Source organism: Burkholderia sp. ABCPW 14 (assembly GCF_001523835.1).
In the GTDB taxonomy this organism is placed as follows: domain Bacteria; phylum Pseudomonadota; class Gammaproteobacteria; order Burkholderiales; family Burkholderiaceae; genus Burkholderia; species Burkholderia mayonis.
The window spans coordinates 15,705-31,089 of the sequence record NZ_LOVS01000097.1; the positions used below are offsets into that span (position 1 = coordinate 15,705).

General features: G+C 67.7%; 11 protein-coding genes and 2 pseudogenes. 11 read left to right on the top strand and 2 right to left on the bottom strand.

The window, feature by feature from the left end:
- Window positions 1–60 precede the first annotated feature (60 nt).
- The 3 genes from WS62_RS14105 to metH all read left to right on the top strand — a co-directional run bounded on the left by WS62_RS14105 (window position 61) and on the right by metH (window position 4,322).
- Window positions 61–318 carry a BTH_I0359 family protein gene (locus WS62_RS14105; RefSeq protein WP_009893251.1) on the top strand — a complete coding sequence of 86 codons (258 nt, stop codon included), beginning with the start codon at window positions 61–63 and terminating at the stop codon, window positions 316–318.
- 157 nt (window positions 319–475) lie between these two features.
- On the top strand, window positions 476–1,555 hold the full coding sequence (locus WS62_RS14110) for a homocysteine S-methyltransferase family protein (RefSeq protein WP_066571610.1): 1,080 nt from the start codon (window positions 476–478) through the stop codon (window positions 1,553–1,555).
- Between the two features lie 49 nt (window positions 1,556–1,604).
- Window positions 1,605–4,322, top strand: a complete 2,718-nt coding sequence (metH, locus tag WS62_RS14115; RefSeq protein ID WP_066571612.1) for a methionine synthase — start codon at window positions 1,605–1,607, stop codon at window positions 4,320–4,322.
- Between the two features lie 234 nt (window positions 4,323–4,556).
- Here the strand turns inward: metH and WS62_RS14120 are convergent, their stop codons facing one another.
- A complete protein-coding gene (locus tag WS62_RS14120) occupies window positions 4,557–4,880 on the bottom strand; it encodes a DUF1840 domain-containing protein (RefSeq protein ID WP_066495641.1) in 324 nt (107 codons plus the stop codon).
- A gap of 203 nt (window positions 4,881–5,083) precedes the next feature.
- Here WS62_RS14120 and argS point away from each other — a divergent pair, with 203 nt between their 5' ends.
- The 4 genes from argS to WS62_RS14140 all read left to right on the top strand — a co-directional run bounded on the left by argS (window position 5,084) and on the right by WS62_RS14140 (window position 9,291).
- On the top strand, window positions 5,084–6,868 hold the full coding sequence (gene argS, locus WS62_RS14125; RefSeq protein ID WP_066571614.1) for an arginine--tRNA ligase: 1,785 nt from the start codon (window positions 5,084–5,086) through the stop codon (window positions 6,866–6,868).
- A 78-nt stretch (window positions 6,869–6,946) separates the two neighbouring features.
- Window positions 6,947–7,789 carry an SPOR domain-containing protein gene (locus WS62_RS14130; protein ID WP_066495644.1) on the top strand — a complete coding sequence of 281 codons (843 nt, stop codon included), beginning with the start codon at window positions 6,947–6,949 and terminating at the stop codon, window positions 7,787–7,789.
- Window positions 7,790–7,853: 64 nt separating this feature from the next.
- A complete protein-coding gene (gene dsbA, locus WS62_RS14135; RefSeq protein WP_066571616.1) occupies window positions 7,854–8,492 on the top strand; it encodes a thiol:disulfide interchange protein DsbA in 639 nt (212 codons plus the stop codon).
- 19 nt (window positions 8,493–8,511) lie between these two features.
- Window positions 8,512–9,291 (top strand): SDR family oxidoreductase, encoded by a 780-nt coding sequence (locus tag WS62_RS14140; protein WP_066571617.1) that lies wholly within the window; start codon window positions 8,512–8,514, stop codon window positions 9,289–9,291.
- Window positions 9,292–9,659: 368 nt separating this feature from the next.
- Here WS62_RS14140 and WS62_RS14145 read toward each other — a convergent pair.
- Window positions 9,660–10,379 (bottom strand): annotated as a pseudogene (locus WS62_RS14145) (SDR family oxidoreductase).
- Window positions 10,380–10,669: 290 nt separating this feature from the next.
- Between WS62_RS14145 and WS62_RS14150 the strand changes: the two are divergent.
- The 4 genes and pseudogenes from WS62_RS14150 (at window position 10,670) to WS62_RS14165 (ending at window position 15,133) form a co-directional block, all read left to right on the top strand.
- Window positions 10,670–11,086: a MarR family winged helix-turn-helix transcriptional regulator gene (locus tag WS62_RS14150; RefSeq protein WP_066571722.1), complete on the top strand. Its 417-nt coding sequence runs from the start codon at window positions 10,670–10,672 to the stop codon at window positions 11,084–11,086.
- Window positions 11,087–11,094: 8 nt separating this feature from the next.
- Window positions 11,095–11,509: pseudogene (locus tag WS62_RS14155) on the top strand (acetyl-CoA C-acetyltransferase); the annotation flags it as partial.
- Between the two features lie 174 nt (window positions 11,510–11,683).
- The gene (locus WS62_RS14160; RefSeq protein ID WP_066571619.1) at window positions 11,684–13,273 is read left to right on the top strand and encodes an ABC transporter substrate-binding protein; all 1,590 of its coding nucleotides are present in this window, start codon (window positions 11,684–11,686) and stop codon (window positions 13,271–13,273) included.
- Window positions 13,274–13,489: 216 nt separating this feature from the next.
- Complete coding sequence (locus tag WS62_RS14165) at window positions 13,490–15,133, top strand: ABC-F family ATP-binding cassette domain-containing protein (RefSeq protein ID WP_066571621.1); 1,644 nt, start codon at window positions 13,490–13,492, stop codon at window positions 15,131–15,133.
- The last annotated feature ends 252 nt before the right edge of the window (window positions 15,134–15,385 follow it).

Genomic DNA, 15,385 nt, shown 5'->3' on the forward strand with positions numbered 1-15,385 from the left:
GCGGTCTGCCCCACTTACCGGGCAACGAGGCCGAAAGCCATAGCAAAGAGGAGTGCCGCCATGCAAATGATCTACAACAGCCCCAACTACTGCGTCGTCGAATTTCCGCCGCAGGACGGCCATCATGCGATGAACTCAGGTGGCTACGAAATCGTCGACAAGAACGCGCAGCGCGAAATCTTCATCGACGGCGAACTCGCCGCGCGCTTTCGCGAGCACGTGAAGCAATTGATCCAGGCCGAGCCGTCGCTCGACGAGGTGGACGAATTCCTCGGACAGTTCGATAGCCTGATGACGCAGCCCGTCGTCCTCCACTGACGTCGAGCGGCGGCGGCCGCTCGACGCGATCTGGCGCACTCCAACCCGCCCCCGCCCGGCTTGCCGCGCGGGGGCTTTGTTTGCCCGCGAGCGAACGCCTCACGTACGACGGAAGCAGCGGCTACAATGACGGCTTTCCGATTGCCGGTAATCCGCCATGCCCGAGCCTACGCCGATCGCGTCTTCCGCCAAATCCGCCGCCCTCGCCGCGTCGTATACGCGCGGCGCCGAGCTGCCGCAGTTGCTCCAGAAGCGCATCCTGATCCTCGACGGCGCGATGGGCACGATGATCCAGCGCTACAAGCTCGACGAAGCCGCGTATCGCGGCGAGCGCTTCAGGGATTTCCCGCGCGACGTGAAGGGCAACAACGAGCTGCTGTCGATCACGCAGCCGCGGATCATCCGCGAGATCCACGATCAGTACTTCGCCGCGGGCGCGGACATCGTCGAAACGAACACGTTCGGCGCGACGTCCGTCGCGCAGGCCGACTACGGGATGGAAGACCTCGTCGTCGAGATGAACGCCGAATCGGCGAAGCTCGCGCGCGAATCGGCCGCCCAATACACGACGCCGACCAAGCCGCGCTTCGTCGCGGGCGCGATCGGACCGACGCCGAAGACGGCCAGCATCTCGCCCGACGTCAACGATCCGGGCGCGCGCAACATCACGTTCGACGAGCTGCGCGACGCGTACTACGTGCAGGCGAAGGCGCTCCTCGACGGCGGCGTCGACCTGTTCCTCGTCGAGACGATCTTCGACACGCTGAACGCGAAGGCCGCGCTCTTCGCGCTCGATCAACTGTATGAAGACACCGGCGAACGCCTGCCGATCATGATCTCGGGCACCGTGACCGACGCGTCGGGCCGCATCCTGTCCGGCCAGACGGTCGAAGCATTCTGGAATTCGCTGCGCCATGCGAAGCCGCTCACGTTCGGCCTGAACTGCGCGTTGGGCGCGGCGCTGATGCGCCCGTACATCGCCGAGCTCGCGAAGCTGTGCGACACCTACGTGTCGTGCTACCCGAACGCGGGCCTGCCGAACCCGATGAGCGAAACCGGCTTCGACGAGACGCCCGACGTCACGTCCGGCCTCCTCATGGAATTCGCGCAGGCGGGCCTCGTGAACATCGCGGGCGGCTGCTGCGGCACGACGCCCGAACACATCGCGGCGATCGCGAAAGCGCTCGCCGAAGTCAAGCCGCGCCGCTGGCCGAACCAGTACAGCGAAGCCGCCTGACGCACGCACGAGCCGCCGCCTCCCCACTCCAACCCGAATACGCACCGCCATGACCGACCATACGATGCGCCTAGCCGGCCTCGAGCCGTTCAACGTCACGTCCGGGACACTCTTCATCAACGTCGGCGAACGCACCAACGTCACCGGCTCGAAGGCGTTCGCGCGGATGATCCTCAACGGCCAGTTCGACGAGGCGCTCGCCGTCGCGCGCCAGCAGGTCGAAAACGGCGCACAGGTGATCGACGTCAACATGGACGAGGCGATGCTCGATTCCAAGGCGGCGATGGAGCGCTTCATGAACCTGATCGCGTCGGAGCCGGACATCGCGCGCGTGCCGATCATGATCGACTCGTCGAAGTGGGACGTGATCGAGGCGGGCCTCAAGTGCGTGCAGGGCAAGGCGATCGTGAACTCGATCTCGCTGAAGGAAGGCGAGGAAGCGTTCCGCCACCACGCGAACCTGATCCGCCGCTACGGCGCGGCAGCCGTCGTGATGGCGTTCGACGAGACGGGCCAGGCCGATACCTACGAGCGCAAGACCGAGATCTGCAAGCGCTCGTATGAGTTTCTCGTGAACGAAGTCGGCTTCCCGCCGGAAGACATCATCTTCGATCCGAACATCTTCGCGGTCGCGACGGGCATCGAGGAGCACAACAACTACGCGGTCGACTTCATCGAGGCGACCCGCTGGATCAAGCAGAACCTGCCGTACGCGAAGGTGAGCGGCGGCGTGTCGAACGTGTCGTTCTCGTTCCGCGGCAACGATCCGGTGCGCGAGGCGATCCACACCGTGTTCCTCTACCACGCGATCCAGGCGGGGATGGACATGGGCATCGTCAACGCGGGCCAGCTCGGCGTGTATGCCGATCTGGACGCGGAGCTGCGCGAGCGCGTCGAGGACGTGATCCTGAACCGCCGCGCGGATTCGACCGACCGCCTGCTCGAAGTCGCCGACAAGTTCAAGACGGGCGCGGCGAAGAAGGAAGAGAACCTCGAGTGGCGCAACCAGCCGGTCGAGAAGCGCCTCGCGCACGCACTCGTGCTCGGCATCACGAACTTCATCGTCGAGGACACCGAGGAGGCGCGCGCGAAGATTGCTGCGGCCGGCGGCCGCCCGATCAACGTGATCGAAGGCCCGCTGATGGACGGCATGAACATCGTCGGCGACCTGTTCGGCCAGGGCAAGATGTTCCTGCCGCAGGTCGTGAAGTCCGCGCGCGTGATGAAGCAGGCGGTCGCGCACCTGATCCCGTTCATCGAGGAAGAGAAGCGCCTGCTCGCGGAAGCGGGCGGCGACGTGCGCGCGAAGGGCAAGATCGTCATCGCGACCGTGAAGGGCGACGTGCACGACATCGGCAAGAACATCGTGTCGGTCGTGCTCCAGTGCAACAACTTCGAAGTGGTCAACATGGGCGTGATGGTCCCGTGCAACGAGATCCTCGCGAAGGCGAAGGTCGAGGGCGCGGACATCATCGGGCTATCCGGCCTCATCACGCCGAGCCTCGAGGAGATGGCGTACGTCGCGTCGGAAATGCAGCGCGACGACTACTTCCGCGTGAAGAAGATTCCGCTGCTGATCGGCGGCGCGACGACGTCGCGCGTGCACACGGCCGTGAAGATCGCGCCGCACTATGAAGGCCCCGTCGTCTACGTGCCGGACGCGTCGCGTTCGGTGTCGGTCGCGTCGAGCCTGCTGTCGGATGAAGGCGCGACGAAGTACCTCGACGAGCTGAAGTCCGATTACGAACGCATCCGCCACCAGCACGCGAACAAGAAGGCGCTCCCGCTCGTCACGCTCGACGAGGCGCGCGCGAACAAGACGAAGATCGACTGGGCGCACTACGCGCCCGTCAAGCCGAAGTTCATCGGCCGGCGCGTGTTCAAGAACTACGACCTGAACGAGCTCGCGAACTACATCGACTGGGGCCCGTTCTTCCAGACCTGGGATCTCGCCGGCCCGTACCCGGCGATCCTGAACGACGAGATCGTCGGCGAATCGGCGCGGCGCGTGTTCTCCGACGCGAAATCGATGCTCGCGCGCCTGATCCAGGGCCGCTGGCTGACCGCGAACGGCGTGATCGCGCTGTTGCCCGCCAACACGGTGGGCGACGACGACATCGAGATCTACAAGGACGACACGCGCTCGGAAGTGCTGCTCACGTGGCGCAACCTGCGCCAGCAGAGCGTGCGCCCGGTGGTGGACGGCGTGATGCGGCCGAACCGGTCGCTCGCCGACTTCATCGCGCCGAAGGATTCGGGCGTCGCCGACTACATCGGGATGTTCGCGGTGACGGCCGGGATCGGCGTCGACGCGAAGGAAAAGCAGTACGAGGCGGATCACGACGACTACAGCGCGATCATGCTGAAGGCGCTCGCGGACCGCTTCGCCGAAGCGTTCGCCGAGGCGATGCACGCGCGCGTGCGCCGCGATCTGTGGGGCTACGCGGCGGGCGAGCAGCTCGACAACGACGCGCTGATCGCCGAGAAGTACGCGGGCGTCCGCCCGGCTCCCGGCTACCCGGCGTGCCCCGATCACCTCGTGAAGCGCGCAATGTTCGAAGCGCTCCATACAGACGAAATCGGGATGAGCATCACCGATTCGCTCGCGATGCTGCCTGCCGCGAGCGTGTCGGGCTTCTATCTCGCGCACCCGGACAGCACGTACTTCTCGGTCGGCAAGATCGGCCAGGACCAGCTCGATGATTACGCGCGCCGGATGGCGCTGTCGAAGGCGGACGCTGAGCGCGCGCTCGCGCCGCTGCTCTGACGGCCGCTACGGCCGCCGCGCGCGGCGGCGAGTCGCGGAGGCGGCGGCAGTGCGTCTCCATCTCCGCCTCCGCCGCGACCCGTTTCCGCCCTCGGCGCGCGCAAGCCTCATCGCGCCGCCGGCGGGCGGGCGGCCACGCCCCCCTCCGCGGCTCCCAAAAACGCAAAAAGCCCGCACGAGGCTGGCTTTCCGGGGGGCGGAGGGGCGGAGGGGCGGAGGGCCGGCGAACGGCGCTCAGAAGCCCCAGTGGATGTCGGCGTTCTGCGCCTTCGCTTCGCGCAGCATCACGAGGAACGGCGCGACGCGTTGCGCGAGGCTCGGCGCAACTTCGTGGTGCGGATGATCGGGTTCGTCTTCATGGAAGTGGCCCGCATGCTCGGCCCGCGCCTGCTTAGCCTGGTTGACGGCGCCTTCGAGCTTCGCGATCGCGTCGTCGAGCTCGTCGGACGTGATCACGCCGCGCTCGCCGAGCTGCTTGCCGACGACGCCGAGCACGTAGACTGCGAAATCCTTCAGCACATCCAGATCTTGTGCCGCCTTGCTTTTGAACGTAATCATGACAACTCCCTTTTCATCTTGGCGTGCTCGCCGTACGTCCGCGACGGACGCCCGACCAGCACGCTGAACAAACGTCGCGGGCGCTTGGCACCTTAGCGGCATATTAGCACCTGTTAAAATTCAGCGATCCCTGAAACGTGCGCCGTGCGGCGCGACGGCGGCCCGGCCCGGCGGGACCGCCGCCAACGATATCTTCGACCAGCATGCTGCCTGCTCAAAAACATACTCTCGAAACCCTGCTTGAAAATAGCGTGAAGCAGGTCGTCCAGGCGTCGAAAGGCGACGCCGACGCCGCATTCGTCCTCCCCGCGATCGCCCTCGAGCGCCCGAAGGTCGCCGCGCACGGCGACGTCGCGTGCAACGTCGCGCTACAGCTCGCGAAGCCGCTCGGCGCCAATCCGCGCCAGCTCGCCGAGAAAATCGTCGCCGCGCTGACCGCGCAGCCCGAAGCGGCGGCCCTCGTCGACGCGGCCGAGATCGCCGGCCCCGGCTTCATCAACCTGCGCTTGACGCCCGCGTCGAAGCAGGCGGTGATCGGCGCGGTGTTCGCCGAGGGCCGCGCGTTCGGCGCGTCCGACCGCGACCACGGCAAGCGCGTGCTGCTCGAATTCGTGTCCGCGAACCCGACGGGCCCGCTGCACGTCGGCCACGGCCGCCAGGCCGCGCTCGGCGACGCGCTCGCGAACGTGCTCGCGAGCCAGGGCTACGCGGTGCACCGCGAGTTCTACTACAACGACGCGGGCGTGCAGATCGGCAATCTCGCGATCTCGACGCAGGCGCGCGCCCGGGGCCTGAAGCCGGGCGACGCGGGCTGGCCCGAGGCCGCGTACAACGGCGAATACATCGCCGACATCGCGCGCGACTACCTGAACGGCGAGACCGTCGCCGCGAGCGACGGCGAGCCGGTGACGGGCAAGCGCGACGTCGAGGATCTCGAAGCGATCCGCAAGTTCGCGGTCACGTACCTGCGCCGCGAGCAGGACATGGACCTGAAGGCGTTCGGCGTGAAGTTCGACCAGTATTATCTGGAGTCGTCGCTCTACACGGAAGGCCGCGTCGAGAAGACGGTCGATGCGCTGATCGAGGCCGGCATGACCTACGAGCAGGAAGGCGCGCTGTGGCTGCGCACGACCGACGAAGGCGACGACAAGGATCGCGTGATGCGCAAGACGGACGGCACGTACACGTACTTCGTGCCGGACGTCGCGTACCACGTGACGAAGTGGGAGCGCGGCTTCACGAAGGTCATCAACATCCAGGGCTCGGATCACCACGGCACGATCGCGCGCGTGCGCGCGGGCCTGCAGGGGCTGCACATCGGGATTCCGAAGGGCTATCCCGACTACGTGCTGCACAAGATGGTGACGGTCATGCGCGAGGGCCAGGAAGTGAAGATCTCGAAGCGCGCGGGCAGCTACGTGACGGTGCGCGACCTGATCGAATGGTCGGGCGGCGCGACGCCGGGCTCGGAGGCGTCGCCGGACCTGCTCGACGAGGCGACGATCACGCGCGGCCGCGACGCGGTGCGCTTCTTCCTGATTTCCCGCAAGGCGGACACCGAATTCGTGTTCGACATCGATCTCGCGCTGAAACAGAACGACGAAAACCCGGTCTACTACGTGCAGTACGCGCATGCGCGGATCTGCTCGGTGCTCAGCGAGTGGAAGTCGCGCTACGGCGCGACCGACGCGCTCTTCGCGAACGCGGACCTGTCGCCGCTCGACAGCAAGCAGGCGATGGCCCTGATGCAGAAGCTCGCCGAGTACCCCGACGTGCTCGCGCACGCGGCGAGCGAGCTCGCGCCGCACGCGGTCGCGTTCTACCTGCGCGACCTCGCGAGCGAGTTTCACTCGTTCTACAATGCGGAGCGCGTGCTCGTCGACGAAGAAGCGCCGCGCACCGCGCGCGCCGCGCTCCTCGCGGCGACGCGCCAGGCGCTCGAAAACGGTCTCGCGATGCTGGGCGTGTCCGCGCCCAGCAAGATGTAAAGCCGAGGCCATCGGCCAAGCGCCGCGGTGCAGCGCGCCGCGGCTGTTTCACGAAATTTTTCGCAGGTGACTCAAGCAATGGCAAAACCACGCCGCACGTCGAAGCAATCGAAACAAGCCGGAGGAACATTTCTTGGTATCGTGCTGGGCCTCATCGTCGGCCTGGCCATCGCGGTAGTGGTGGCGCTCTATATCACCCGCGCGCCGTCGCCGTTCGTGTCGAAGGTCGCGCCGCCGTCCGACAACAACGCGAGCCAGCCGCAGCAGTTCGACCCGAACCGCGCGCTGCAGGGCAAGACGCCCGGCCAGCCGGTCACGCCGCAGGCCGCGCAGCCCGCGCCGCCCAACACGGCGCCCGGCCAGGCCGCGAACCCGAGCCAGCCGCCGCTCTTGCCCGAGCCGCAGATCGTCGAAGTGCCGTCGTCGAATAGCGGCAACGGCTCGACGAGCGCGTCGAACAATGCCGCGGACAACGGCGTCGCCGTCGCGCCGAAGCCCGCCGACATCACGCCGCCGCCCGCGAAGAAGCCGCAGACGGCCGCGAACGGCAGCTCGGCGCCGCACGTCGCGAACAACAACGCGCAGGCGAGCGCCGCGACGCCGCCGAAGACCGCGCAGGCGCCGAAGGGCGCGTCGTCGGCGACGACGGCCGCCGCGAAGCCGGCGCCGGGCGCCGACGCGAACACCGGCTACTTCCTGCAGGTGGGCGCGTACAAGACCGAGTCGGACGCCGAGCAGCAGCGCGCGCGCCTGGGCTTCCAGGGGTTCGAATCGAAGGTGTCGAAGCGCGACGTGAGCGGCGTCACCTACTTCCGCGTGCGGATCGGGCCGTTCTCGAAATTCGAGGACATGAACTCCGCGCGTCAGCGGTTGTCCGATGCGGGAGTCGATACCGCCGTGATCCGCTATACGAAGCAGTAAGCCGCGGCGTCGCCCGACATCCGCCCGACATCGTTACCCACGCAAACCGATTGAACGTTCGAACATGAAAAAACTGCTTAGCACGCTGTTCCTGTCCCTGAGCCTCGTCGCGGGTTTCGCGCAGGCGTCGCCCGCCGCGCCCGTGACCGGCAAGGACTTCGAAGTGATGAAGTCGCCGCAGCCGGTGTCCGCGCCGGCCGGCAAGGTCGAGGTGATCGAGTTCTTCTGGTACGGCTGCCCGCACTGCTACGAGTTCGAGCCGACGGTCGAGGCGTGGGTGAAGAAGCAAGGCGACAAGATCGCGTTCAAGCGCGTGCCGGTCGCGTTCCGCGACGATTTCATCCCGCACTCGAAGCTGTTCTATGCGCTGTCGGCGCTCGGCGTCTCCGAAAAGGTCACGCCCGCCGTGTTCAACGCGATCCACAAGGAGAAGAACTATCTGCTGACGCCGCAGGCGCAGGCCGACTTCCTCGCGACGCAAGGCGTCGACAAGAAGAAGTTCCTCGATGCGTACAACTCGTTCAGCGTGCAGGGCCAGGTGAAGCAATCGGCCGAGCTGCTGAAGAGCTACAACATCGACGGCGTGCCGACGATCGTCGTCCAGGGCAAGTACAAGACGGGCCCGGCGTACACGAACAGCCTGGAAGGCACCGCGCAAGTGCTTGACTACCTCGTCAAGCAAGTGCAGGACAAGAAGCTGTAACATCCCGCCCCGCGCCGGCATGAACGCCCCCCTCCCCCTCAAGGTCTTCATCACCGGCGCGTCCAGCGGCCTCGGCCTCGCGCTCGCCGCCGAATATGCGCGGCAGGGCGCGACGCTCGGCCTCGTCGCGCGGCGCGCGGATGCGCTCGCCGAATTCGCGCAACGCTTCTCCAAAGTCACGATCTCGATCTACCCGGCCGACGTGCGCGACGCCGACGCGCTCGCGCTCGCCGCGGCGCGCTTCGTCGCCGCGCACGGCTGTCCGGACGTCGTGATCGCGAACGCCGGCATCAGCAAGGGCGCGATCACGGGCGAAGGCGATCTCGCCGCGTTCCGCGAGATCATGGACGTCAACTACTACGGAATGGTCGCGACGTTCGAGCCGTTCATCGCGCCGATGACGGCCGCGCGGCGCGGCACGCTCGTCGGCGTCGCGAGTGTCGCCGGCGTGCGCGGGCTGCCGGGCTCGGGCGCGTACAGCGCGTCGAAGTCGGCGGCGATCAAGTATCTCGAGGCGCTCCGGGTCGAGCTGCGGCCCGCGCAGGTTGCAGTCGTGACGATCGCGCCCGGCTACATCCGCACGCCGATGACCGAGCACAACCCGTATCCGATGCCGTTCCTGATGGACGCGGACCGCTTCGCGAAGCGCGCGGCGCTCGCGATCGCGCAGAAGGCGGCGTTTCGCGTGATTCCCTGGCAGATGGGCGTCGTCGCGAAGCTGCTGCACGTGATGCCGCGATGGCTGTACGACCGCCTCTTCGAGAAAGCGCCACGCAAGCCGCGAGCGAAGGCGGGCTGAACGGGGCCGCGAGCGGCGTCTGCCGCTGTCGCCGGTTCGTCGTTAGCCGTTTTTCTCATTGCCGTTGAGCGGCGCTCGTTGCGCCGCGTCTCTCGTCTCTCGTCTCTCGTCTCTCGTCTCTCGTCTCTCGTCTCTCGTCTCTCGTCTCTCGTCTCTCGTCTCTCGTCTCTCGTCTCTCGTCTCTCGTCTCTCGTCTCTCGTCTCTCGTCTCTCGTTCGCTCGTCGGACGAACGTCTGCCGAACGGCGGCGTACCAAGAACAAGCTCGGCCGACAATCGCAACGAGCTTCGCGCCCCGCGGCCCGCGCCCCGTCGCCGACCAACGCTCGCACATCCCGCACTGCGCCTTCGCGTCCCGATCACGCCCCGTCACGCGCCCATCGGCGGCCGCGCATCAACGGCCGGATCGGCCGACAATCCCGCCTTCACGTCGCGCGTCGACGCATCGACGAGCACCTCGTCGCGCCCCGCCGCGAGCGCATCGAGCGTCTGCCTGACGATGTCCTCCGGACGGCTCTTCGGCACGCCCTGCGCATGCGCGACCATATCGGTGTCGATGTACGCGGAATGCAGCGCGACGACTCGCGTGCCCTGCTCGCGCAGTTCGTTGCGGATCGCGTTCGTCGCGGCCCACGCGGCGGCCTTCGAGATGCCATGCGCGCCGGTGTTCGGCAAACCGAGCCACGACAGCACCGACTGCACGTTGACGATCGCGCCGCCGCCGTTGTCGCGCAGCACCGGCGCGAACGCGCGCGCCATCGCGAGCATACCGAAGAAATTCGTGTCGAGCTGCGCCTACAGGCCGCCGCCGTCCGCATCCGCATCCGCGACCAGCGACCCCATCCGGAAGATGCCCGCGTTGTTGATGAGCAGATTGACGTCGCGCAGGTCCCGCGCGGCGGCGGCGACATCGGCGGCGCACATGACGTCGAGCCGCACCGGCGGCACGCCGGGCGTTGTCACGCGTGCCGGATCACGCGCGGCCGCGTAGATCTTCTTCGCGCCGGCGGCCTTCAGCACTTCGACGAACGCGCGCCCCAGACCGCGATTCGAGCCGGTCACCCATACGACAGCATCATCCAGTTTCATCTCGATGCTCGCCGACAAGACCACGGATTCGCAAGGCGTTGTCCGCTTGGGCTTGGGCTTGCGCAAGCGGACAACGCCGCATCCCGGACGAAGCCGCATGCGTCGAGATCGACGCACATGTCCCGCCGCTAAACCAATGCGTATGCATTTATTCGTCTGCCGAGACGGTGAAACATCGCCCCGATATGCCGCCGCCAATCGGCACGAAATCATGCATATGCATTTTGTACGTCATAGAATATTCGTTGCCGACGAACCCTTCAGAAGGACCCGCGATGAGCGATGCTCCGATGAGACTCCTGTGCCACTGCGGCACGTTGCGCCAGGCCACGCGCGCCATCACTTCGCTCTATGACGCGCATCTCGCGAAGCACGGCATCCGCGTCACGCAGTTCACGATCCTCGCGGCGCTGCACGGCTGCGGCACGCTGCCGACGGGCAAGCTCGCGACGCGCCTGCTGCTCGACCAGACCACGCTGAGCCGCACGCTCGCGACGCTGCAATCGAATCAGCTTGTGCGCGCCGAAACCGGCGACGATCAGCGGGTGCGCTTATGGAGCCTCACGCCGCAGGGCGCCGCGTTGTACAAGGCGTCCCGCGCCGATTGGGAAGCGGCGCAGCGCGACGTGTATCGGCGCGTCGGCAAGCGGAACATGCAGGCGCTCGACGCCGAGATCTTCGCGCTCGCCGAGACGCTCTCGGACTGATCCGCCGTTCGGCGGCGCTCGTGCTCGCGCGCGCGTCGGTCGCCGAACGGCTCGGCGCGCGGCCGCCGCGACGATCCATGCGCACGCCGCATATGCGCAGGAGCCCGAATCGTTCACGACAGCGCCGATCGGCGCACTGCGCAAGCTGTTCACGCGCACCGGCTGGCAGCCGTCGGACGTCGACTATTGCGAGATCAACGCGGCGTTCACAGTCGCGCCGATGGCGGTGATGCGCGAATTCGGCCTGCCCCGCGCGCACGTGAACGCGCACGGCGGCGCTTGCGCGATCGGCCATCCGATCGGCGCGTCGGGCGCGCGCATCGTCGTCACGCTGCGCGACGTGCTGCGCGCACGCGGCGCGGCGTCGCGAGCCTGTGCATCGGCGGCGGCGACGCGACCGCGCTGGCGATCGAGCTGACGTAACGCCGCTGCCCCGCAGCACCGCGCCGCTGCGGCGGCGATTCCGGCGTCGCGACACGGCGCGTTCCGACGCCGATTAACGTCGAGCGCATATTGACGGTATGCTATCCCGCTGGCGTGCGGCCGCTGCGGCGTTGCCGCCCGCCGTCATCAGAATTACGCCACGTGGGAGATCTCATGCGCTTCACGCTCATCGCCGCCGCTGCGCTCATCGCCGCCGCCCCCGCCGTCGTCGCCGCAAAACCGCTGACGGTCTGCACCGAGTCGAGCCCCGACGGCTTCGACGTCGTGCAGTACAACTCGCTCGTCACGACGAATGCGTCCGCCGACGTCATCTTCAACACGCTCGTGTCGTACGACGAAGCGACAAAGAAGGTGGTGCCCGCGCTCGCGGACAAATGGGACGTCAGCGCCGACGGCCTCACGTACACGTTCCACTTGCGCCCGAACGTCGCGTTCCAGACCACCGACTACTTCAAGCCGACGCGCGCGCTCGACGCGGACGATGTCGTCTTCACGTTCAGCCGGATGCTCGACGATGCGAATCCATGGCACAAGGTCGCGGGCGCGAGCGGCTTTCCGCATGCGCAGTCGATGGGGCTCGTGAAGCTCGTGAAGGCGGTCACGAAGGTCGACAGCGACACCGTGAAGTTCGAGCTGAACGAGCCGAACGCGACGTTCGTGCCGATCCTGACGATGGGCTTCGCGTCGATCTACTCGGCCGAGTACGCGGATCAGCTTCTCAAGGCGGGCAGGCGGACCGATCTGAACGCGAAGCCGATCGGCACCGGCCCGTTCGTGCTGAAGAGCTACACGAAGGACGCGGTGATCCGCTACGAAGCGAACCCGACGTACTGGGGGCCGAAGCCGAAGGTGGAGCGCCTCATCTACGCGATCACGCCCGATCCGTCGGTGCGCGCGCAGAAGGTGAAGGCGGGCGAATGCCAGATCGCGCTGTCGCCGAAGCCGCAGGACGTCGCGGCGGCGAAGGCCGACCGCGCGCTGAAGGTCGTCGAGACGCCCGCGTTCATGACCGCGTTCGTCGCGCTCAACACGCAGAAGAAGCCGCTCGACAACGACAAGGTCCGCGAGGCGATCAATCTCGCGTTCGATCGCACGACTTACCTGAAGGTCGTGTTCGACAACACCGCGACGCCCGCGACGAACCCGTACCCGCCGAACACGTGGAGCTATGCAAAATCGATCGCGCCGTATCCGCACGATCCGGCGAAGGCGAAGCAGTTGCTCGCGTCGGCGGGCTTCCCGAACGGCTTCTCGACGACGATCTGGGTGCGCCCGACGGGCAGCGTGCTGAATCCGAACCCGAAGGCGGGCGCGGAGCTGCTGCAGGCGGACCTCGCGAAGATCGGCGTGAAGGCGGACGTGAAGGTGATCGAATGGGGCGAGTTGATCAAGCAGGCGAAGCTCGGCCAGCACGACCTGCTGTTCATGGGCTTTGCCGGCGACAACGGCGATCCGGACAACATCCTCACGCCGCAATTCAGCTGCAACGCGGTGAAGTCGGGGCTCAACTTCGCGCGCTATTGCGATCCGAAGCTCGACAAGCTGATCACCGACGGCAAGGAAACCGCCGACCAGGCGAAGCGCGCGAAGCTGTACGAAGCCGCGCAGAAGATCATCCACGACGAGGCGCTGTGGATTCCCCTCGGCTATCCGACCGCGGCGGCGATCACGCGCCCGAACGTCGCCGGCTATCGCGTGAGCCCGTTCGGGCGGCAGCACTTCGACGCGGTATCGGTGCAGTAAAGCCGGGCCGCCATGGCCCGGGCGCGCGCCGCGCACCGGGCCATGCTTGTCTGTCGCGCGCACCGCTTGCTATACTTCGCGCATCTTTCCTCCGACGAATACCGAGCCGCCAAGTGAACAACTAAGCCTTCCCAGAATGGTTTCGCCGCCGTGCGTTGCACATCGTGCATATCGTGCGCGCCGCGCGAAAGTCGCAACCCATTTTCGGAGGTGCTCATGGCTCAGGCCGCATCCGCCACCGCGCGCGTCGCGCTCCATCGCGTTTCCTTCCGCTTCGACGACGGCGTCACGCTGTTCGATTCGCTCGACCTCACGTTCGATCGTACGCCGAGCGCGATCGTCGGCCGCAACGGCGTCGGCAAGAGCGTGCTCGCGCGCCTGATCGCGGGCCGGCTCGCGCCGACGGAGGGCGCGATCGACCGGCATGCGTCGATCGCCTTCGTCGCGCAGCACGATGCCGACGCGACGCACGACCCGCAACGCACGGCCGCCGCCGTCGCGCATCTCGACGCGCCGCTGGCGGCGCTCGAACGCATCGCGCGCGGCGATGCGCTCGAAGACGACTTCGACACGCTCGACGGGCGCTGGGATCTTGCCGAGCGCTGGCGCGCGGCGCTCGACGATGCCGGCCTGCCGATCGACGCCGATGCGCCCGCGCACACACTGAGCGGCGGCCAGCTCGCACGCGTCGCGATGATCGGCGCGCTGCTGTCGGGCGCCGACCTGCTCGTCCTCGACGAGCCGACGAACCATCTCGACGCGCCCGGCCGCGCATGGCTGCGCGCCGCGCTTGCCCGCTGGCGCGGCGGCCTGATCGTTGTCAGCCACGATCGCGCGCTGCTGCACGAGGTCGCGCGGATCGTCGAGCTGACGCCGCGCGGCGCGCGCGTCTACGGCGGCAACTACGCCGCGTATCGCGCACAGCGCGACGCCGAAACGCATGCGGCGCAGGCCGCGCTCGATCACGCACGTGCGGAGCGCGACCGCGAGCGCCGCCGGCTCGCGCGCGAGCACGACACGATCCAGCGGCACGCGGCCGGCACGCGCCGCCATGCGCTGACGGCAAACGTGTCGAGTGCCGAGCGCGTGGCGCTGACCGGCAGTGCGAACGACATCATGGGCCGCGTGCGGCGCGATCATCGCGACGCGAAGGCCGCGATGAGCGACGCGGTGCAGGAGGCGGCGCAGCGCGTCGAGCCGGACGCGCCGGTGCTGGTGTCGCTGCCGGGCACCGAAGTCGGCGCGCGCCGCCGGCTCTTCACGCTCGATGCCGCGCGCCTGCCGTGGCTGCCCGCGCACGCGCGCGCGGCGACCATCACGTGGTCCGCGTACGGACCCGCGCGGATCGCGCTCGCGGGGCCGAACGGCTGCGGGAAATCGACGCTGCTGCGCGTGCTCGCCGGCGAGCACGCGCCTCGCTCGGGACGCTGCGACACGCACGTGCCGCTCGCGTATCTCGATCAGCGGCTCGCGCTGCTCGATCCGCGGCGCTCGGTCGTCGAGCAGCTCGCGGCGCGGCGCACACCGCTCGCGGAAGGCGAGCTGCGCAGCCGCCTCGCGCTGCTGCAGCTCGACGCGGCGCGCGCGACTCAGCCGACCGCGCGCCTGAGCGGCGGCGAGCGGCTGAAGGCCGCGCTCGCGTGCGCGCTCTGGCGCGAGACGCCCGCGCAGCTTTTGTTGCTGGACGAGCCGACGAACCACCTCGATCTCGAATCGGTGCAGGCGTTCGAGGCGGCGCTCAAGGATTTCCCGGGCGCGATCGTCGTGGTGTCGCACGACGCGGCGTTCATCGACGCGCTCGCGCCGACGCATACGATGCGCTGGACGGCCGATGGATGGCGCTTCGAGCCCGTCGCGTGACGCCGGATCGCCGGATCGCCGGCATCCGAGATTGGGCCGACGACGGCGATTCGATGTCGGGAGCGGGATCGAGCCGAGGCATGAAACCGGCGGCCTGAACACGGCCGACGGCCCGCAACGAGCGATGCGCTCGCCTGCTGAGGCGGCGGATGGCTGCCTGCCTCAGGGGAGGGCATGCGCGCGGCAAACATCGCACGCCGAACGATGCCCGGCAATCGACGATCGGCGCAACGCGAACGGCAATCGAATCAA

Coding starts and splice junctions, on each gene's coding strand:
- WS62_RS14130 (WP_066495644.1), top strand. CDS start 6,947: ATGGCAAAACCACGCCGCACGTCGAAGCAATCGAAACAAGCCGGAGGA.
- WS62_RS14140 (WP_066571617.1), top strand. CDS start 8,512: ATGAACGCCCCCCTCCCCCTCAAGGTCTTCATCACCGGCGCGTCCAGC.
- WS62_RS14150 (WP_066571722.1), top strand. CDS start 10,670: ATGAGACTCCTGTGCCACTGCGGCACGTTGCGCCAGGCCACGCGCGCC.
- argS (WP_066571614.1), top strand. CDS start 5,084: ATGCTGCCTGCTCAAAAACATACTCTCGAAACCCTGCTTGAAAATAGC.
- WS62_RS14120 (WP_066495641.1), bottom strand. CDS start 4,880: ATGATTACGTTCAAAAGCAAGGCGGCACAAGATCTGGATGTGCTGAAG.
- WS62_RS14165 (WP_066571621.1), top strand. CDS start 13,490: ATGGCTCAGGCCGCATCCGCCACCGCGCGCGTCGCGCTCCATCGCGTT.
- WS62_RS14160 (WP_066571619.1), top strand. CDS start 11,684: ATGCGCTTCACGCTCATCGCCGCCGCTGCGCTCATCGCCGCCGCCCCC.
- dsbA (WP_066571616.1), top strand. CDS start 7,854: ATGAAAAAACTGCTTAGCACGCTGTTCCTGTCCCTGAGCCTCGTCGCG.
- metH (WP_066571612.1), top strand. CDS start 1,605: ATGACCGACCATACGATGCGCCTAGCCGGCCTCGAGCCGTTCAACGTC.
- WS62_RS14110 (WP_066571610.1), top strand. CDS start 476: ATGCCCGAGCCTACGCCGATCGCGTCTTCCGCCAAATCCGCCGCCCTC.
- WS62_RS14105 (WP_009893251.1), top strand. CDS start 61: ATGCAAATGATCTACAACAGCCCCAACTACTGCGTCGTCGAATTTCCG.